A 20,747-nucleotide genomic window follows, 5' to 3' on the forward strand; every position below is an offset into this window, starting at 1 on the left:
TAGGCAGTTTGGCTTCCTGAATTGTTAAAAAGTGTGAAATTGCAACCCCAAGCCTAATAAATACGTATATTGGTTTAGTACGCAACTTATTAAATATTTGAAATGAGATTCCTCAAGATAATTTCCATTACCCTCTTACTGCTCACAAACTTATCATCATTTTCTCAAAGTAAAGACGTTAAATTGCCACCAAACTGGTACAATCTGGATTTGGTCAAAGATGGTTATTTCGGTATTAGTACTGAAAAAGCGTATTCAACAATACTTAATGGTAAAAAGCCGAAACAGAAGGTAATCGTCGCAGTTATTGATGGTGGGGTAGATGTAAACCATGAAGATTTAAAGGATGTTTTGTGGACTAATACTAAAGAGATAGCCGGTAATGGTTTAGATGACGATGGAAATGGCTACGTTGACGATATTCATGGATGGAATTTTATAGGATCCGAAAAAGGGGACCTGGCTTATGATAATCTAGAACTCGTGCGAATTATGAGGAAGTATGCTCCTTTATACACTTCAACCCTTCCTTCTACTGTATTAGATAGCACACAAAAGGAAGAGTTCAGAATCTTCAACCGGGCTAGAACTGAATTTGGTGTGTTATACAATAATGCCGTCGATAACTTTAGGTATTTGAGTGTTATTAATAAGGTGATCGATTCTGTGGCCCGCGTTAATGGTAAAGGAATTGCCAGTGCAGAAGATTTCGATAGGTATGTTGCTGACAATGAGGAGGAGGAGCAAGTAAAAAAAATTATTCGTGCTGGAATAAAGGAAAATAAAGGGGTCGAGAAATTTGTTGAGGAAATGAAAGACGCATATGAGCAATACGATGTGATGTTAAGATACAACCTCAATTTAAAATACAATGAAAGACAAGAGCTTGTTGGCGATAATTATGAAGATGCAACACAGCGAATATATGGTAATAATGATGTAACGGGTCCAAATGCGGATCATGGTTCGCATGTATCTGGTATTATTGCTGCTTCTAGAAACAATGGTTTAGGTATAAACGGAATCTCAAATTCCGTAAGTATTATGGCAATTAGAGTGGTGCCAGAGGGAGATGAACGAGATAAGGATGTTGCTAATGGTATTCGCTATGCGGTAGACAACGGTGCTAAAGTGATTAATATGAGCTTTGGTAAAAGCTTTAAATGGAATAAAAAGATTGTAGACGATGCCGTAAAGTATGCGGAACAGAAGGGGGTACTATTAATCCATGCAGCTGGAAATGACAATGAGAATAATGATGTATCTGAAAACTACCCTAACAAATATTTTGAAACAGCTGAATCTATTGCATACGAAAAGGCTCATAGGAAATCTACCCGACTTATACCTGTTGTAACTTCTGATGTTCGCACTGGCGGTCCGCCTTACAATAGAAATAATAGAACACCTTCCGTTTCATTTAAAAAACCACAATTGGATACAACTAAATTCAGTTTCCCTCATGCTTCTAATTGGATTGAAGTTGGAGCAAGTGCCTATTATAATGATGCGAATTTGAAGGCAACTTTTTCAAACTATGGAAAGCATACTGTGGACGTATTTGCTCCTGGCTTTATGATCAATTCCACTATTCCTGGGTCGAAATATAAGGAATTCGACGGAACCAGTATGGCTTCGCCCGTAGTTTCTGGTTTAGCCGCTTTAATTCTTAGTTACTACCCTGACCTAAAACCTTCTGAAGTGAGAGATATAATAATGAAGAGTGTTTCAAAGGTAGATATTAAGGTTAAGCATAAGAACGAAAGAGGGGAAAGTTCTAGAGTGTTTTTCAGTGACCTTTGTATAAGCGGAGGCGTTGTAAATGCTTATCAAGCTTTGTTATTAGCTGAAAAGTACAAAAACTAGATAACTTTAATTTAGCAAAAGTCTTAGCCTTATTTAGTACCACTTATCTACGGTTTCGTAAACTTTTTTTTCTGTTAATCAATCTGAAAATTAGCAGTTAGTTTTTCATCAGCTGAAGAGCTGCCCAATACCAATTGGTAGGTACCTGGATAAAGTTTCCATTTATTGTTTTTCAAGTCCCATTTTAGCAGTTCCTTAACAGGCACTTTTAACGTTACGGTTTCAGATCCACCTTTTACTATCGTTACGCGTTTGAATGATTTTAATTCCTTTAGCGGCATACGATCGATATTTGGATATTTGATGTATGCTTGTACTACTTCGTCACCATCTGCATTGCCGGTATTTTTTATAGCAACAGTGACTGTAATGGTATCTTTAACGCTGTACCGGCTCTTAGGCATTGCATCGGCTTCATTATTTAAACGTGGTATAACTTAAGCCAGAGCCAAATGGATACTGTACCTGGCCTTTAAAATAACGGTAGTTCGGGTTGTACATGCTGTGACTTTGGTAGGGAGGGAGGTCATTCACAGAATTATAAAACGTAACTGGTAAACGGCCCGATGGGTTTACTTTTCCAAAAATGATGTCCGCTAATGCATTACCGCCCTGCTCGCCAGGGTACCAGGCAAATATAATAGCATCTGCATAATCTGCAATAGCAGATACATCCACATCGCTGCCTGCTGTAATAACAACGACAATAGGTTTTTTAACGCTTTTGCGTAAAGCCTTCATGAAAGCGATTTCGCTTGCAGGCAGGCTTAAGTTCTTTTTATCGCCACCATTCTCAGCCAGGAATGCATCGCCTGCTTCACCTTCAAGTACGGGTGGTAGGCCTAAAACGGCAATAGTAAGGTCAGCATTCCCTGCAGCCCAGATACCACCAAAATGAGTAGTGTCACTGTAATCGCAACCTAAATCATACTCAGCCCTGGTTGCAGGGTCTACTGCGCCAGTTATACCCTCAACAAAGTTTACTACTTTGCTGCTTACACCGTGGTAGCTGCCTAACATAGCATCTAAAGATGCTACATTTGGACCAAGTACCATGATGGCCGGATAATCAGCCTCCTTTAAGGGCAATAGTTTATTGTTATTTTCTAATAGTACCATGCTTTGCGTTGCAGCTTTACGAGCCAGCTCAATATGCTGGATGTTGTGTATGCTATCTGCACGGTAGCTGTAAAATGGGCTCTTATTGGCATTGTCAAAAAAACCTAATTTGAACTGGGTCTTTAACAATCGGCGCCCAAGGCTACATCTACTTCTTTTTCGGTAAGTAATTTTTGCTGTACGGCTTTAATCATATCGCCCTGTAAAACTGATGAACAATTTAGATCGATACCGGCTTTTATAGCTGCAGCAGCCGTTTCAGTAGCATTAGGGATAGTTTTGTGGGTTAAAAACACATCATCTAATGCCCCGCAATCTGTAATCACGTGTCCTTTAAAGCCCCATTCTTTTCTTAGTACATCCTGTATCAGGTGTTTGTTAACCGAGTTTGGTATGCCATTAACACGGTTATACGCTGTCATGATAGATTCAACGCCGCTATCAACCAATTTATGGAAGGCGTACATATATGTTTCGCGCAGGTCTTTTTCATCTACAATAGCGTCAAAATAATCCCGGGTAGCCTCGGGGCCGCTGTGGGCCACAAAATCCCTGGCTGCTGATGCTATTTTTAAACGCAACGGATCTTTACCCTGTAAACCCTTTACAAAAGAGGTGCCGATCTGCGAAGTTAAGAAGGGATCTTCGCCATAGGTTTCCTGGCCTCGGCCCCATCTAGGATCTCGGAAGATATTGATATTAGGCGTCCAATAAGTAAGATCCATATATTGCAGGTGTCGGCCTTTAGCTGTTGAAAGGTTTTACTTTGCCCTTGCCTCCGTAGATATTACATTTGATACCGATTTCACCAGTTCCGGGTTAAATGTAGCAGCTAAAGTAATTGCCTGTGGAAACACAGTTGCTTCGCCGGCACGGGCTACACCATGTAATCCTTCATTCCACCAGTTATAAGCGGGGATATTCGCCTTGGTACTGCCTCACTACGGTAGCCTAAAAGGGATGCCTTTTCTTTAAGTGTTAGTTTAGCTAGCAAGTCTTTAACACGGATGCCTATCGTTAGCGACTCATTTTTATAGTTCTGCTGAGCCATCGTGGTAATGCTCAACAAAAAGCTTAATATTAGTAACGTGACTGTTTTTTTGTAGAAGAAGTAGCTCATTGTTTAGCTGTAATTTATTTTTTATACAATGGGATTATGCCCGCTTTTTTTATTTTATTGATAATGCCAGCAGCAAGATTTTTCCCTTGGTCGTTACCATTTTGGATGCTTTGCATATAATGTATTCCACCGTAAAACCTGGACAAAGATGCCTCTGCAGCTGCTTGTCTGAATGATTTAAAATCACGCTGGCCGCTACCAAAAGGTATTTCTGTGTTATCTGTGTAGGCAAAGTTATCGCCCAGAAGATAGGTCAATAGCTCTGCTGATGCATTGGAGATCACCGCGTGTCCGCTGGTATATTCCGGAAATGGAGGGGTTTGCAATGTAGGCTGCCATTTTACATCTATAAACCGGTTTATAAAAGTTTCAGGACGTATGCGGTTACTGGTAAATTTCTCTTCCCAGCAACTGACGAAGGCATCCATTAATGTAGTTCCGTTCAAAGCTATTACCATTACCGATTCATCAAAACCAAGGTTTGCTTTTTGTGCTACCAGGCAGGCAATGTGCATCCAATGGCCACCCGGACTGATTTTTTTATAACCAATAGCCATGTGGCCTGATGTTGTTACCGCAAAGGGGTTGCAATCCCAAAAAAGTGCCTGGTTTATCTGCTCAGGGCTTAAGTTTTTTGAGGCATCATAAACAGCTTTAGCCTGACCGTAAAATTCAGATGTAGTGTCTTTGTTGAATGGTATCAACGGCTTTGGTTTATACTGCGTAGCGGAATCTATCACTAATGTGCGGATGGTTTTCCAGTTGGGTTCCACCGCTTCCATGTACATGGGTGGGGTTGGGTACCATTTACTTTCATCCTTGATGGGAGTATAACGTTTAAGTGCGCTTAATTGACTATAATGGTCTTTCTTAGAAAATGCTACAATGGCCGCAGAAGCATTCTCGGCAACTTTTACCGAGTTAGTAATGATATCTTCTGGTACTTTTGTTTTTTGAAGAAGCTCGATAAATGCATCCTCATTATCTTTCAACATAAAATCAGATGGCAACAGTAGCTTGGCCGTTTCTAAAATGCTGTAATAGGCAGCTATCTTATAATCGTAATTTACGTTGGCATTTGCTAATGAACTATTGCCAGGGTAGTTATTGATAAATGTGCTTAATGCGGGTATCTTCTTATTATTGACCGATACAATATCGTAAGCGCCAAGCGTGCAATAAGCGTAATAACGCGCAGCTACAGGGGGGCTTACCACATCATGTACCATTACCATCGTTACTGTGTTAATGGCATGGGCCGGCTGCAGGTAATCAGGGTAGGTAGCTTTTTTTTTATTTTGTGCCCGGCTATATTGGCAAACAAGTAAAAAAAGTATAGTAAGTGACAGTTTTAAAAACTTCATTCTTTATAAAATTTCAATAGGCCTTCGCTCGTGCCTATCAGTAAATAAGGGGCTTTATTTATTTGTATCTCTAAAACAGCTTTAACATCACCGGTTATTGATAAGCCAGATGCTGATTGCTCTACATAAGTGAAACCACCCTTGCCATCACCCTTTAAAAGGCAGCCATAGTTGGCATCCATACTGCCAATTTTAAGGCGGTTGTCTGCGTGGTTACCTAATAGCAACACGTCTGTATAACCGTCGTGGTCGAAATCATTTGTAAGGATTTGACTTACCGGGGCAAACTGGGCTTGTATTGGCAGGGAAGCAGCTACAAATTTACCGTTCTGGTTAATAAATAGTGTTGTTTGTGTTGTGTTAATGCTCAGTTTAGATGCTGTAGCCAATTCCTGTGTGGTAAAGATTTCATTTATTGTGGCATCCGCATAAGCTTTGTAAGAGCTAAACCGACGGCGTATAGGATAGATCTGTTCATTTATCTCATCACGACTTACAAACGGATAACTTTTTCCGTCTAAATAGAAGCAAAAAAAAGGATCAATTGAGCCATTGTTATCAAAATCAGCATAGTATAATTCTGCTTGCTCGTTTTCAGAAGCATGTAATTGACTGTTTTGGCCTAGGTTACCAGCAATCAAGTCTGGTTTGCCATCGCCATTAACATCAGCAAAATCTATCTTAAACCAAAAACCTTTTGATGGGGTAGCGAAGTAATCCTGTGTTTTATCTGTAAATCCTTCTTTGGTATTTATGAGTATTGTTATGGGCATAAATTCGCCGCAAATTACCAGGTCTTTACGGCCATCATTGTTCAGATCTATCCATTGTGCATCCGTTACCATACCCGCTTTGGCAAATGGGATGTTAGCAATAGTAAATTTACCTTTACCATCATTCAACAATAAGTAACTTTCTGGGGTAACCGGGTATTTGCCAGGGATCACACGACCTCCTACAAAAAGGTCGATATCGCCGTCGCCGTCAAAATCATAAGGTTTTACACACGCTTTACTATTGGCATTTAATACTGGCAAGGCATCTGACGAGAGCACGAAGCGGCCGTTGCCTTCGTTTAGGTATAGTTCATCTTGCAATATGGCAGTATTTGGCTCGTAAGTGGAGTAACCGCCTTTAGCAATATATAGGTCAGGCTTCCCATCACCGTTGGCATCAAAAAATGCCGCAGCGGCAATTGTGCCTATATTTTCTGTTTTGCCGCCTACAATATCAATAACCTGGAAAGTGCCGTCTTTTTTTTGCAGGTAAACTTTGCCCGGACTGTCTTTATCGCCGCTAATGAACAAGTCTTCCAAACCATCCTCATTAACATCGGCCTTTGTAATAACAGGTGCTGTGCGCGAGTACATGAACAACATCAGCAACTGGCGCTTAAAATCGTTTATGGTGATCTCCTCCGGTTTAAAATTGATAACAGGAGATACCGGTTTAAAAATTTTGGAGGCAATTTTTACAGCTGTGGCATATAGTTTTTCTGTAGGGTTATAATTAACACTTAACCGTTGGTTAGCCTTAACTTTTGTAAGTAATTGGCCCGACTGGTCTGTCCAAATAACGCGTACCGAGTCAATTTCTGTCGCGTTACCCAAGCCGAAGTTTAAAGTGCTTGATATGCAAGATAGGTAACCACGGTTAGGGTTTACCTCTTGATATTGCGTGTTCCCAGCAGCATAAACGTAAACTTTAGCACCAATGGCATTTGTGTTCTTTCCTGTTCCTTTTAGTTTTACAGCAAGGTATGATGCTCCGGTGTTATTATCCCTGCCGGTATTTTGGTATACAAATGCAGGTTGGTTAATGTTATTTACAACTAGATCAAGGTCGCCGTCATTATCAAGGTCAACATAAACAGCACTGCTTGATATGCCCGGATCATTTAAACCCCACTCAGCCTGTTTTTTGCTGAAGGTAAGGTTATGGTTATTATTAAAAACATAATTAGGCAGTGATGTTGAGGGCATGGCCATTATCAGGTCCATAAGCAGAAAAGGCTCTCCAGCTATAGCTTTCTTTATTTTATAATCGCCCCAGTAGCGTAAAAAATCTTTATTAGTATAGTCTCGCAAGTAACCGTTAGTGATAAAAATGTCTTTGTAACCGTCATTATCCAGATCGGCTATAAGCGGGCACCAGCTCCAGTCGGTGTTTGATATACCTGCTAACTGACCTATCTCGCTAAAGGTACCGTCGCCATTGTTCAGTTGCAGCATATTCCGCATATACTGATTATAAAGCCCTTGGTTTTGCATTAGAGCAAATGACTCATAGTTTTCTTGTAACTGCAATGATTTTTGACGATGATTATCCTCAGGCATCATATCCAGAGTGATAATATCTGGCAGGCCATCGTTATTAAAATCGGCAATATCTGTACCCATAGAGAAATGCGACATGTGTCTTAGCATATCTTTAGAATGCTCGGCAAATTTGCCATCGTGGGTATTTATATAGATGTAATCGGGTTCGTTGTAATCGTTTGTAACGTAAATGTCGGGCCATCCGTCTTTGTTGATGTCGGCAATGGCAATACCCAACCCAAATGTTAACGGGTTTTGGATGATGCCTGCTTCTTTGGATACTTCAACAAAATGTCCGTTATCATTCCGGTATAGTTTATTACTGGCTAACTGGTCGGTTTCGCTTTTATAACGGGCCAGTTCCATATTATCGATCTTTTTGATGTTATGATTAAGCAGGAACATGTCCAGATCGCCATCATTGTCGTAGTCAAAAAAGGCCGCTTGGGTACTGTAGCTGGGGTCTGCCAGTCCGTAGGCTTTTGCCTCTTCTGTAAATTTTTTATTTCCCTTGTTAATGAATAATTGGTTACTGCGAGTTTCGTTATCTGTTTTGCCAGAATAGCATATATAAATATCAAGCAGGCCATCACTGTTAACATCTGCCATTGTAACGCCGGTTTTCCAGCTGTTTGGTCGGCCTTCAAGTTTTGGTGAAGCTTCTTTTGTAATGTCTTTAAATTTTAAACCGCCAAGGTTGAGATAAAGTTTATTTGGTTTCATGTTCGCAGTGAACATCAGATCAGGCAGGCCGTCGTTATTGATATCGCCTGTAGCAACGCCGCCGCCATTATAGAAATATTCGTATGATAGTACGTTGAGTGATTCTTTCTCCACAATATCATTACTAAATTTAACACCGGTTTGTGCGGCCGGCAGCAATTTAAAAAGTGGTTGTTGTGCGATAGATACCACTGGGGCAAAAAATGCTTCAGCAATGCATATAACAGCAGCAAGAATGGCTGTCTTTGAAAAATATCTATCAGATAGCTGCATAAGTTTTTTTGATGCTTACTATAAATAATCAAGAGGAGTATAAATATATACAAGTGGAGTTAAACAATAATAAAAAGGGAGACCTATGTCTCCTTTTTTATTATTGTTAGGTAATATTATTGTTTATCCCAATAAACACGGGTTGCAAAATTGTCTGTACCCTGACGCTGTACAGCAGCAGAATAATTTGGGCCGTTGGTTTGTAAAAGCGTTGTAGGATAAGGCATTCTACGTGGAACCTGACCTGTTATAAACTGACCTTGGAAGGTAACCGGGGTTAATACCGGGAAACCTGATCTTCTCCAGTTAGCAAACGTTTCGTTGAAGTTGAAAGTAGTTGATGTCACTACATAATACTCCATGTTGATTTGCTGTAAGGCAGTTGTTGCTATTAAAGGGTGAGCTGCTACATAAGTTGCAATAGCCGCCGGGCTTACTGTTGCAGCACCAGTTGTGTTGTATTGCGAAAGCGTAGCCATATCTGCAGCCAATGCATTAGCATAGTGCGTAGCTGCAACACCTGTTGCCCAACCTCTACTGGCTGCTTCAGCCAATAATAATTCAGATTCGCCATAACTGTAAATAAAGTTTGCACTTATCCTGTCTGGATAAACTGACAAACGGGGGCGAGAGTATTTACCCAGCGGTGCCGCTGCATCTTCTGCGTCGGCAGCAGGTGTAGCACCAGGGTAACCAGTCGCTGTAGCAATAGTGCTAGTTGTATAACCATTTGGCATACCAACTTGTAAAGCTGCTGTATTGTTACCAGCTAAAGTGCGGTTTTCATTAGCCCTACGCCCATTAGCTGCAGTTATTTCTGCTATTGCAAATATACGCGGGTCATTAGATGATTGCATAAAGTCAATCAATGTTTTGCCCCAACGCACTTCTCTAAAATCATCCGGAACCAATAATGCATCAGAGTTGCTGCTTGTATTACCGGCAGCATCTGTCATTACCTTTGCGTTATCTGCAATGCTTGCCATTGTACCGCCTATAAATGCTTTTTCTGCATAAGTTCTAGCAGTAGCTGCATCAACTTTGGTTAAACGCATAGCGGCTTTTAACATTAAAGAGTAACCTAAACGTTTCCATTGTACGATGTTACCGCCGTAAAAAAGATCTGAAGTAGGAGTTCCTTTTGATGCGTCAAGGGCTGCCGTTGCCTGTTCAAGTTGGGTAAGTATCGCAGTATAGATATCTTTTTGAGAATCAAATACTGGTTCAAAGATTCCGTTTTTAGCTTGTCCTTCTTGTGAGTAAGGTACATCGCCATATAAATCGGTAATACGTTGAATGAACATTGCACGTAAGATGGTACCACACGCGTCAAGGTTAGCATATTCCGGCTTGTCTTTAATAAGGGTTTTCATCTCATCAACCAGGGTAAGGGCACTATAGCCCCTGTTCCAGGTACGGTTAAAATAACCGGTACCGCCGCCGCCATACACATACTTATCACCATTGCTATAATAGCTGAAGGTTGATGCAAGCGATTGTGTCCACATGCTTTGGAAAAGCAATTGATCGTAACCTGTCTGCGAAAAGGTCATTTGCACTTGCGACATGAAAAAGTTTGGGTTAATAAGATTGCCATTTGTTTTATCTGGCTGTGTATTTATTTCCTCAAAGTTTTTGCTACAGCTTGCCATTAACGTAGCACCCGCTACCAGGAAGCTAAAAATATATCGTTTTTTCATCTGTTTAGTTTTTTAATTTGAAGTTTACGTTTAAACCATAAGTCCTTGCGAAAGGCAAACTTGCACCTTCGATACCTGCGTATCTTGGATCAGCTGAGAATCCAGACTCCGGGTCAATGTTGTCTGTATGTTTCATAATCGTCCAAAGGTTACGGGCAACTGCAGCTACACCTATAGAGCTAAATGGTGTACCTTTTAAGAAAGTGCTGTTAAAGGTGTAACCCAAAGTCACCTGACGTAACTTAATAAAACTACCATCTAAAACAGATACTGCACCAACATTGCGAGATAATGCCTGGTAGTAAGTTTGAGCAGGAACGTTTACTGTATTAGCTGCACCACTTTCGGTAACGCCGCTACCAACTACACCACCTTCGCGGCCTTTAAGTGTCAATTTATTTAAGCCTCTGAAAATGCTGCCATTTTCTGTACCTGAAAGTACTTTGTTACCAAAACGGTAATCAACAAGGAAACCTAAATTGATTTGTTTGTAGTTGAATGAGTTGTTAAAACCACCGTAAAATTTAGGAATGGCTGAGCCCATAGCTTTTAAGTCGCCACGTTGCGGTAAACCTGAAGCATCAAAAACAACATTTCCTGAAGCATCACGTTTGTAATCAGTAGCTAAAATCTGTGGTCCTGATAAGCCTACAACGAGCGAAGTAACAGCTATACCCGAACTTGCGGCAGGGCGGAAAGTACCAAAGCCAATGTTGTTATTGGTAATTCCGTCTGTTTGAAGAATTTTGTTTTTAACATAGGTAAAGTTGAACGAAGGTGTCCAGCTGAAATCTGATGTTCTAACCGGCGTACCATGAATTTCAACTTCTAAACCACGGTTTTGGGTAGAACCTGTACCTATGTACCGGTTAGTGTAACCTGTAGACCAATCTAAGTTTCCGTTGATGATCTCATTATTGGTTTTACGAGAAAAGTAAGTAACATCAAAACCAAGCCTATCACCCCAAAACTTCATTTCTAAACCTGCTTCAAGCTCTTTTAAAGTGAATGGTTTTAAAAATAAGTTAGGTAACTGGCTGCTAAAACCCGCTGCCGGGAAACCATTGATGGAGTTATTAAGGCTGTAATAAACTGTATTAGCGTAAGAAAGCGCATCAGCACTTGTTTGCGCAAATGACAATCTTACTTTACCTAAATCAACGCCTTCCATTTTCTTCAACTCAGAGAAGATAAAGCTACCTGAAACTGATGGAGAGAAGATACCAGGGCCTACAGATTTTGATATGGTGCTATAGTAATCATAACGACCGGTAGTACTTAATACAAGGTAATCTTTAAGGGAGAAATCTGCTGAGTAGTATGCTGAATTAACTTGCTTCTTTTGCGCAGGATCGATCTGCGGACCAGAATCACGGCTTCTGAAGTTAGTTAAACTGTAGAAATAAGGAATAATGAAACCGTTTTGACCGTTGATAAATGTACCAGTTAATTCACTTTTACGAATGTTACCACCAATAGTAAGGTCCACGCTTAAAAGATCCTCAACAAGTGAATGCTTACCATTGATCAAAACGTCGGCGTTAAATTCATTGATATGCGTTTGACTGGTATTCATTGCACCGTTGTCATTACGGTAACCTGTACCGGTAGGCTCAATATTTAACCTTTTATCATTACTATCGTCATAACCTAAACGTCCTTGTAAATAAAGCCATTTGGTTAAATCGTATTTAGCAGATAGTGCAGAGATTAAACGAGTCCTGTTAACATTGCTAATAAAATTGTTAGCAGCAAAGTATGGGTTGGTTACATAACTGTCATCAGTAAAGGTTAATTCTTTACCACTTGGATCTACACCCGGTGCTAAAGTAGCTTGGTCTTGGTTTGGCGCTAAAAACTGTACGTTATTAGGGTTGCCCGGGCCATCACTTAAGCCAGATCTGTTTTTAGAATCTTCTATCACATAATTAGCAACTATATTAACATTTAACTTTGGAGTTACCTGTTGGCTGCCGTTAAAGTTAAATGTCTTCCTGTCAAGGTAGCTGTTTGGTACCATTGAGTTAGCGCGAAGGTTAGATGCTGACAAACGGAAAGCACCAGTTTCGTTACCACCTGTAAATGAGGCGGTATTAGTGTAACTTGGGGCTACACGGTAAAAATCAATATAATTGCTAACCGGAGAATATTTATGAGTTTGGCCATCAATTTGAATTACATCAGATCCGTCCATTTTCGAACCCCATGCAAGGCTACCTGAATTACGGGCCGCGTCAAGCGAGTTAGGTTTAACACCTTGGATACCCTGACCGTAAATTTGTTGATAATCGGTATTGTCTACCGCTTTATCAAACTGAAAGTTAGTATTAAATTCAACACCAATTGGCGAGTTCTTTTTACCAGATTTGGTAGTAATCAAAATTACACCATTTACAGCACGCGATCCGTAAAGAGCGGATGCTGATTGACCTTTAAGAACTGTCATTGATTCGATATCATCTGGGTTGATGTTGGAGATACCATCACCATAATCTGCACCGCCCCACTCGCCAGATTGACCTCTTTGAGTGTTGTCCATGGGTACACCATTAATAACGTACAATGGACTGCTCGCAGTAAAACTGGTTAAACCACGTAGTAACACCCTTGCAGATGAACCCGGGCCACCATTGGATCCACCAACGCTTAAACCGGCAACACGGCCTTGTAATGATAGGGCAACGTTGGATTCTTTCGCTTTATTAAGTTGTTCGCCATTAACAGTAGATACTGAATAGCCCAATTTCTTTTGGTCTTTTGTAATACCTAAGGCAGTTACAACTACCTCGGTAAGGCCTTTGCTTTCTGGGGCCAAACTAACAGAGATACTGGTTTTACCGGCAACTGCAACTTCTTTTGATTCATACCCCAGGAATGAAAATACCAGCACTGCGTCGTCGGGAGCATTAATAGCGAATACACCTTTGGAATCTGATACAGTACCATTGGCCGTGCCTTTTACTTTGATACTTACACCAGGTAAACCTACACCTGTTTCGTCTACAACTTTCCCGGTTATTGCTGCTTTGTTAGCTAATTTATTTTTATTGATTGTTGCATTATTGTGCGGGTAGGCAATGGCTACTGATTGTATGCCTACCGCTAATGATAATATCAGAGACAGTTTTATTATTGATCCAGATTTCGAGAATCTGTATCTGTCCCTTAAACCCATAGCGTGTTTAAAATCTTCCATACTGTTATAATTAGTTTAGTTAATAAGAATGCGTTAATTTATTGCCAAATCCTGTTTTTGAATCTGGTATAATTTAGACTGGTTTTGACGAGAAAATCGATGTTAGTCTCAGTCTCAGTTGGAGTGTATGGCTTTCTTACTTCATAGGCAGATTTGATCAATTAGGTTTTATATAAGGTGTCTTTATTTGTTCATGAACTAAATTATTGCGTATCATCCTAACTATATTAATGAATTTTATGTATCCCATACAAACTAAGTGCAATGTAACAATTGCGCTATAAAAAGAAAAAAAAACAGCTAACTTTTAAAAAAAAATTAATAATTGAAAAAGCTTTTAAATATTTTTAAATAGTTCTTGGCAAAAATCATTAAAATTGTTATTTTAAGATTTGATTGGCAGCATTACGCTTTTCAACTTTTAATTCAAATGTATAGTTGCGTATTGATACGTGTCCATCAAAAAAAAGCTATGTGCTACTAAAAAATTGTCTATATGAAAAAACTTTTCCTATTGCTTTTAAATTCGATATTGTTTTGTACATGTTATGCTCAGGAGCATAATATGTCTGCAAATTATGTGTCTCCAACAGATGTTGTGGTGCAGGATAAGCTTGAAAACTGGCAAAAACTAAAATTTGGCTTGTTTATGCATTGGGGTACCTATAGTCAGTGGGGGGTGGTAGAAAGCTGGAGTATTTGCCCCGAAGATGAAAGTTGGACACAACGCAAAGGTCCATACGGTGCTGATTATAATACATACGTAAAGGCATATGAAAATTTACAAACTACTTTTAATCCGGTAAAGTTCGACCCCGATAAATGGGTAAAGGCTGCTAAATACGCGGGGATGAAATACGTTGTATTTACGACCAAGCACCATGATGGCTTTAGTATGTTTGATACTAAACAAACAGATTATAAAATAACCGACCCGAAAACGCCATTCTCATCAAATCCAAAGGCTAACATTACAAAGGAAATATTCAAGGCTTTCTCTAAGGAGAATTTTATGATAGGTGCTTATTTCTCCAAGCCAGACTGGCATTCAAAGAATTACTGGTGGCCTTACTTCCCAGCAAAAGACAGGAACGTGAATTACGACCCTGCAAAACATCCAGATCAATGGCAGAAGTTTAAAGATTTTTCCTATAACCAAATAGGCGAGTTAATGACTGATTATGGGAGGGTAGATATATTATGGATGGATGGAGGCTGGGTACGCCCCAAAAACACCATTGATACTACTGTTGACTGGCAAAAGGCCATTACCTTTAACCAAGATATAGATATGCCACGCATAGCCGAGATGGCCCGGAAAAAGCAACCCGGCCTTATTATGGTAGACCGCACAGTTGCCGGTCCTTATGAAAACTATGCTACGCCGGAGCAGCAGGTGCCGGAGAAACCACTAGATCATCCCTGGGAAAGCTGTATTACGATGGGTAACTCATGGAGCTATGTGCCAGGTGATAAATATAAATCGGCAAACGAAATTGTAACCTTGCTTATTAAGATAGTATCACGTGGTGGCAACCTATTAATGAACATTGGCCCCGGTCCTGATGGTGACTGGGACCCGGTGGCATACAGCCGCCTGCAACAAATTGGTAGCTGGATAAAAGTGAACGGAGAGGGCATTTACAACTCTACTGCGGTAGCTCCATATTCAGAGGGTAATACCTATTATACTAAGGCCGATAAAAGCAATATTATTTATGCCTTTGTAACATCAGATAAAGATGAAGTAGTTTTACCGGCAAATATTAAATTACATCTGCAGGATATTAATCAGGTAACTAACATAACCTTGTTAGGTTCAGGCAAAAAAGTAAAATGGACGTCTAATAAAAGTACTATTAATATAAGTGTACCTGCCGAAGTGCAAACTAGGAATGGTTTAACCCAGGCTGCTGTTTTTAAAATTCAATACTAATTTTATCCTATACATATCAAAAAATGTCCCGAAAATTGCCTTACAGATCACTAAACTCAAAAGCATTATTTACGTTTGTCTTATTTATTGCTTTAACCGGCCTATATAATAAGGCCAAAGCCCAAAGCAGTTACGAGTTAAATTCCGGTTGGTATTGCGCCTCAATTGCTGATGTTAAAGAAGATGGCTTCAAACTTTCTAATGCATCCTTTGATAATAGTGCATGGATGCCGGCAACTGTGCCCGGTACGGTGTTGACTACGCTTTTAAATAATAAAAAGGTTCCAGATCCATTTTATGGAATGAACAATGAAAAAATTTCGGACATCTATAAAACCGGGGCTAAATACTATACCTATTGGTTTATAAAAGAATTTAAGGAAGCACCTGTAACCAATGGTGGCCAGGTTTATTTGGATTTTAGGGGCATTAATTATAGTTGTGATGTTTTTCTGAATGGTCATAAATTGAATAAGTCTGCCCAAAAGGGAATGTTTCTTAGGTTTTCTTATAATATCACCTCTTACCTGAATAAAACAGGTAATAATAAGTTGGCTGTAATAGTTTACCCGCCAGATGTTTTGGGTAATGCCAATGGCGGCCAGGGTGGCGATGGCACTATTGCCCGCAACGTAGGTTTGCAATACACCGCCGGCTGGGATTGGATTCAACCCGTGCGTGATCGAAATACCGGAATCTGGGATAAAGTCACTATTCAAAAAACAGGGGCTGTACGCATACTAGATACCCACGTGATTACTTTAGTGCCTGGCACAAGATTACCCGAAGGCCCACAAAAGCCGGCTACCATTAAAATGGAAACCGAGGTTAACAACCCAACCGGGATAAGCGTAACCGGTGTTGTAAGTTATGATTTAGCAGGGGCAACAGTGTCAAAAAGTGTTACGTTAAAACCCTACGCTACAACTACTGTAAAGCTGGCAGATTATACGCTCCAAAATCCAAAACTTTGGTGGCCAAGCGGATACGGCCTGCCAAACTTATATGATGTGAAAGTGAAGTTTATGATTGCCGGCAAAACCGTGTCAGATCAAAAAACACTTAAGGTTGGTGTCCGCGAGATTCAGAGCAACTGGAATGAGCATACCGGCAGCAGGCAAATTGCTGTTAATGGTCAGAAAATATTTATTAAAGGTGGTAATTGGATCGTATCTGACGCGATGCTGCGCCTTTCGGATCTTCGTTATGATGCCGAAGTTCGTTTCCATAAGGATATGAACCTTAACCTGATCAGAGTGTGGGGCGGGGCAATGATAGAGCGCCCTGAGTTTTACGATGCTTGCGACAGGTATGGTATGCTGATTTTTCAGGACCTTTGGGGCTCTGGTGATTGTAATGGGCGTTGGCTTGATCCAATGAAACAAGATGACCAGTGGACTCGCCGCAAATACCCGGATGACCATGGCCTGTTCCTGCGCTCGGCCGAAGATCAGATAAAAATGGTGCGTAATCATGCTTCACTTGCTATCTGGTGTGGTGGCAACGAAATAACCCCGCCGGAAGATATTTTGATTGCGTTAAAAGAAGATATTTTCCCACGTTTAGATAACACCCGCTGGTTTGTGGATTATTCAAACTCCGAAGAAATGTCGAGAAATATTCGGGGTGGTAATGGAGATGGGCCTTACGGCATTCAGCCACAAGATGTATTCTGGAATTTTAAAACTTTTCCGTTCAATTCAGAAATAGGTTCTGTTGGTTTGAGCGATTATGAATCGTTAAAAAGGTTTATCCCTGCCCAAAACCTGATAGCACCTGAATATGACGAGAGTACCCGCAAAAGCAAAACCGACAGTGTTTGGGCTTACCATAAATATATAGGGTATGACAGTAGTGTTGTTAAATACGGAAAGATAAAAGGTGTTGCAGATTTTGCTAAGAAAGCACAACTGGTAAATTACGATCAGTACCGCGGTCTTGTTGAAGGTTTTACATCGCATATGTGGGATTGGTACACTGGTTTCATCATCTGGAAAACACAAAACCCCTGGACTGCCATGCGCGGTCAGATGTACGATTACTATCTTGATCCTAATGCCAGCCTTTATGGCCTGCAGAAAGGTGGGGAGGCATTGCATGTAATGTACAACCCAACTAACGGTATGGTATCGCTGGCCAACAACACCTTTAAGCCAAGCCGCAGCATGATGCTGGTGATAAAAGGTTATGATATGGACGGTAAAGAAAAACTGATAACACAGGTGTTTTGCGATATCGTGGCTACGTCAACGAAAAACATAATGTCGGTTAAAAGTGTGGTGGATGAAATGGCTGCCAAAGAAGGTGCTTTCTTGTCTTTGCAGTTATTGGATAACGATAAACAAGTGCTTTCTGATAATTTATATTGGGTTGCAAATAGTAAAGGCGAATACTCTGGTTTAGAAAAAATGAGGGATGATGCCTTAGCTTCTGAAGCTAGGTATATAAAGCCTGGAAAAATTGAAGTTACTTTAACAAATAAACCAAACAGCGTTATATCATTTTTTAACAGAGTTTCATTAGTTGATGCCGGTACCAAAGAAAGGATATTGCCTGCTTTTTACGATAACAACTATATATCTGTTATGCCGGGCGAGCAGAAGAAGGTGATCATTGAGTATCCATCAACTGACCACAAAAACCTGGCTATAGATATTGACGGCTGGAATACTTCAACAGTTAAATCGCAGTTGTTAAAAATTAAGAATTAACTGGCAGGAAAAGATTTGTATTGTATAGTTGAGGCAGTAGTACAAATAAAATAAAATCAATTTTAATGAAGAATAAGTTAAGGTTACTTATACCATTTGTTTTTATAGCCTCGTCGGCTTTTGCACAAGTAACAAAAAAAGCACAGGTTGGCCAGCAGGCTGATCTTACTCAGTATGTAGACCAACGGATAGGCACTGGGTTTCACGGGCATGTTTTTGTTGGTGCCAACGTACCATTTGGTGCGGTGCAAATGGGACCAACTCAACTGTCAAAAGGGTGAGACTGGTGCTCGGGTTATCACGTTTCAGATTCTACGATTATCGGCTTTCAGCACACCCACTTAAGCGGTACGGGTATTGGCGATCTGGGGGACGTATCTTTCATGCCAACTACAGGGCCGATCAATGTAAATAAGAGCGATATCGGAAAAGGTGAAGATGGATATTTTTCCCTATTTAGTCATAGCGACGAGGTTATTAAGCCCGGTTATTATAGCGTAAAACTTAAAAAGTACGATATTAATGTGCAGCTAACCGCAGCTAACCGCAGCTAAGAGAGTTGGCTTTCATCAGTATACTTTTCCCGAGGCTAAAACAGGCAAATGTTATTATTGACCTGGCTGAAAGTATAGCTGATATCCCGACTAAAACTTACATCAAACTGGTTAAGAATACGACTATTGAAGGTTACCGCTATCCAAAAGGATGGGCTCGGGACCAGAAGATCTATTTCACTACTGTATTCTCTAAAGCCATAAGCAAATTTGCGGTTTACGATAGTACTGCCTTAAAAAAAGGCGTAACACTTACCGGTCAAAGGGTAAAAGGTGTACTTTCTTTTGCGAGTAAACAGGGTGAGAAAGTGTTTGTAAAGGTTGGCATTTCACCAGTTAGTATGGCCAATGCGTTGTTGAATATCGATGTTGAGATGCCAGGTTGGGATTTTAATAAGGTTGCCGCTAATGCTCATAACGAATGGAACAAAGAGCTGCATAAAGTTACCATCAAAGCAGATTCTATAACATAATTAAAGAAATTTTATACCGCTATTTACCACACCATGATAGCACCATCGATATTTAATGATGTGAATGGCGATTAGATGGGCGCTGATAAGCAAGTGCATAAAAAAGCAACTTTTAATAATTTAACCACGTTCTCGCTTTGGGATACCTATCGCTCGGCTAATCCATTATATACTATTATGCAGCCGGAGCGTGTGCCAGATATGATCAATACCATGCTGGCTATCTACAAAGAGCAGGGCAAATTACCTGTGTGGCATTTAATGGCCAACGAAACCAACACCATGGTAGGTAACAGCGCTATGGTGGTGGTTGTAGATGCTTACCTCAAAGGTTTAAAGGCTTTGATGCCAACCTGGCTTACGAAGCCGTTAAAACAACCCAGATGCAGGATGTATGCGGCCTTAAGTTTGTTAAAGAACTTGGTTTTATTCCGGCAGACAGCACCCGCGAGAATGTAGCTATGGGTATGGAATATTCTATAAATGATTGGTGTATCGCGCAGATGGCTAAAAAACTGGGTAAAACGGACGATTACCAATACTTTAGTAAGCGCGCTAAAAACTACCAGAACTACTTTGATAAACAAACCCACTTTATGAGAGGTAGGGTATCTGCTACCAAATGGCGTACTCCTTTTAATCCATTTGAATCTCGCCATGAGCAGGATGATTTTACCGAAGGTAATGCATGGCAGTATACTTGGTTAGTGCCGCATGATGTAGAAGGTTTGATAGCGTTACAGGGCGGCGAGCAGCCATTTACCAGAAAACTCGATTCTTTATTCGTCATTCAGGGTGATTTAAGTAAAGATCATTCGCCGGATATTTCTGGTTTAATAGGCCAGTACGCACATGGTAACGAGCCAAGCCACCATATAGCTTACCTGTACGCCTATGTAGGTCAGCCATGGAAAACAGCCGACAAAGTGCGTTTTATACTTGATAACTTTTATACTACAAAACCAGATGGTATTATTGGTAACGAAGATGTCTGCCTGGTACGTACTTTCTACACTTGGTTTTTATCCAGTAAATCCTGCTAACGGTATGTATGTGTTTGGCAGCCCTCGTATAAACGAGGCAACCATTAGTTTGCCGGCAGGCAAAAAGTTCCATGTATTAGTTAGGAACAATAGCACAGCTAATAAATACATTGCCGGTGTTACGTTGAATGGTAAACCGCATATGTTAAACTATCTGCCGCATAGCAGTATAGCTGCAGGTGGGGAACTGATCATAACAATGTCGGCCACGCCGACTGACTTTGGAACAAGCTCCGAAAGCAGACCGAGATCAGTTAATTAATATACTACAACTACAACCCGAAGTGCAGGGGGGATTACTGCATTGGTTTACTTCAGTAAATCTCGGTTTAATAAAAAAGCCCTTAACTT

Annotated in this window: 10 protein-coding genes and 3 pseudogenes; 5 read left to right on the forward strand and 8 right to left on the reverse strand. The window is 40.4% G+C overall.

Going from position 1 to position 20,747, the window contains the following annotated elements; translation table 11 throughout:
- The first annotated feature begins 102 nt into the window (after positions 1-102).
- A complete protein-coding gene (locus ACHFIZ_RS14170; RefSeq protein WP_410886962.1) occupies positions 103-1,866 on the forward strand; it encodes a S8 family peptidase in 1,764 nt (587 codons plus the stop codon).
- Between the two features lie 74 nt (positions 1,867-1,940).
- On the opposite strand, the gene ACHFIZ_RS14175 is transcribed toward ACHFIZ_RS14170, so the two are convergent.
- From ACHFIZ_RS14175 to ACHFIZ_RS14210, 8 genes and pseudogenes are all read right to left on the reverse strand, one after another.
- Positions 1,941-2,270, reverse strand: a complete 330-nt coding sequence (locus ACHFIZ_RS14175) for a fibronectin type III-like domain-contianing protein (RefSeq protein ID WP_410886964.1) — start codon at positions 2,268-2,270, stop codon at positions 1,941-1,943.
- 13 nt (positions 2,271-2,283) lie between these two features.
- The gene (locus tag ACHFIZ_RS14180) at positions 2,284-3,114 is read right to left on the reverse strand and encodes a glycoside hydrolase family 3 protein (protein ID WP_410886966.1); all 831 of its coding nucleotides are present in this window, start codon (positions 3,112-3,114) and stop codon (positions 2,284-2,286) included.
- Positions 3,108-3,905: pseudogene (locus ACHFIZ_RS14185) on the reverse strand (glycoside hydrolase family 3 protein). The gene ACHFIZ_RS14180 and the pseudogene ACHFIZ_RS14185 overlap by 7 nt, the downstream one beginning before the upstream one ends.
- Positions 3,863-4,105 (reverse strand): hypothetical protein, encoded by a 243-nt coding sequence (locus ACHFIZ_RS14190; RefSeq protein WP_410886968.1) that lies wholly within the window; start codon positions 4,103-4,105, stop codon positions 3,863-3,865. The pseudogene ACHFIZ_RS14185 and the gene ACHFIZ_RS14190 overlap by 43 nt, the downstream one beginning before the upstream one ends.
- 14 nt (positions 4,106-4,119) lie before the next feature.
- Positions 4,120-5,469 carry a vanadium-dependent haloperoxidase gene (locus ACHFIZ_RS14195; protein ID WP_410886970.1) on the reverse strand — a complete coding sequence of 450 codons (1,350 nt, stop codon included), beginning with the start codon at positions 5,467-5,469 and terminating at the stop codon, positions 4,120-4,122.
- Positions 5,466-8,783, reverse strand: coding sequence for a VCBS repeat-containing protein (locus ACHFIZ_RS14200; protein ID WP_410886972.1), 3,318 nt, complete (start codon positions 8,781-8,783; stop codon positions 5,466-5,468). The genes ACHFIZ_RS14195 and ACHFIZ_RS14200 overlap by 4 nt, the downstream gene beginning before the upstream one ends.
- A gap of 116 nt (positions 8,784-8,899) precedes the next feature.
- Positions 8,900-10,483 (reverse strand): SusD/RagB family nutrient-binding outer membrane lipoprotein, encoded by a 1,584-nt coding sequence (locus ACHFIZ_RS14205; protein ID WP_410886974.1) that lies wholly within the window; start codon positions 10,481-10,483, stop codon positions 8,900-8,902.
- A 4-nt stretch (positions 10,484-10,487) separates the two neighbouring features.
- Positions 10,488-13,679, reverse strand: coding sequence for a SusC/RagA family TonB-linked outer membrane protein (locus ACHFIZ_RS14210; protein WP_410886976.1), 3,192 nt, complete (start codon positions 13,677-13,679; stop codon positions 10,488-10,490).
- Positions 13,680-14,175: 496 nt separating this feature from the next.
- Between ACHFIZ_RS14210 and ACHFIZ_RS14215 the strand changes: the two genes are divergently transcribed.
- From ACHFIZ_RS14215 to ACHFIZ_RS14230, 4 genes and pseudogenes are all read left to right on the forward strand, one after another.
- Positions 14,176-15,615 (forward strand): alpha-L-fucosidase, encoded by a 1,440-nt coding sequence (locus ACHFIZ_RS14215; RefSeq protein ID WP_410886978.1) that lies wholly within the window; start codon positions 14,176-14,178, stop codon positions 15,613-15,615.
- Positions 15,616-15,638: 23 nt separating this feature from the next.
- Positions 15,639-18,326, forward strand: a complete 2,688-nt coding sequence (locus ACHFIZ_RS14220; RefSeq protein ID WP_410886980.1) for a glycoside hydrolase family 2 protein — start codon at positions 15,639-15,641, stop codon at positions 18,324-18,326.
- Between the two features lie 65 nt (positions 18,327-18,391).
- A pseudogene (locus ACHFIZ_RS14225) lies at positions 18,392-18,880 on the forward strand (hypothetical protein).
- Between the two features lie 5 nt (positions 18,881-18,885).
- Positions 18,886-20,658, forward strand: a pseudogene (locus ACHFIZ_RS14230) (GH92 family glycosyl hydrolase).
- Positions 20,659-20,747: the final 89 nt, after the last annotated feature.

Origin of the sequence: Pedobacter sp. JCM 36344 (assembly GCF_046546555.1) — a bacterium.
GTDB lineage: Bacteria > Bacteroidota > Bacteroidia > Sphingobacteriales > Sphingobacteriaceae > Pedobacter.

Excerpts from the sequence above, each read along its gene's own strand:
- ACHFIZ_RS14190 (WP_410886968.1), bottom strand. The coding sequence starts at position 4,105 with ATGAGCTACTTCTTCTACAAAAAAACAGTCACGTTACTAATATTAAGC.
- ACHFIZ_RS14215 (WP_410886978.1), top strand. The coding sequence starts at position 14,176 with ATGAAAAAACTTTTCCTATTGCTTTTAAATTCGATATTGTTTTGTACA.
- ACHFIZ_RS14220 (WP_410886980.1), top strand. The coding sequence starts at position 15,639 with ATGTCCCGAAAATTGCCTTACAGATCACTAAACTCAAAAGCATTATTT.
- ACHFIZ_RS14170 (WP_410886962.1), top strand. The coding sequence starts at position 103 with ATGAGATTCCTCAAGATAATTTCCATTACCCTCTTACTGCTCACAAAC.
- ACHFIZ_RS14210 (WP_410886976.1), bottom strand. The coding sequence starts at position 13,679 with ATGGAAGATTTTAAACACGCTATGGGTTTAAGGGACAGATACAGATTC.
- ACHFIZ_RS14200 (WP_410886972.1), bottom strand. The coding sequence starts at position 8,783 with ATGCAGCTATCTGATAGATATTTTTCAAAGACAGCCATTCTTGCTGCT.
- ACHFIZ_RS14175 (WP_410886964.1), bottom strand. The coding sequence starts at position 2,270 with ATGCCTAAGAGCCGGTACAGCGTTAAAGATACCATTACAGTCACTGTT.
- ACHFIZ_RS14205 (WP_410886974.1), bottom strand. The coding sequence starts at position 10,483 with ATGAAAAAACGATATATTTTTAGCTTCCTGGTAGCGGGTGCTACGTTA.
- ACHFIZ_RS14195 (WP_410886970.1), bottom strand. The coding sequence starts at position 5,469 with ATGAAGTTTTTAAAACTGTCACTTACTATACTTTTTTTACTTGTTTGC.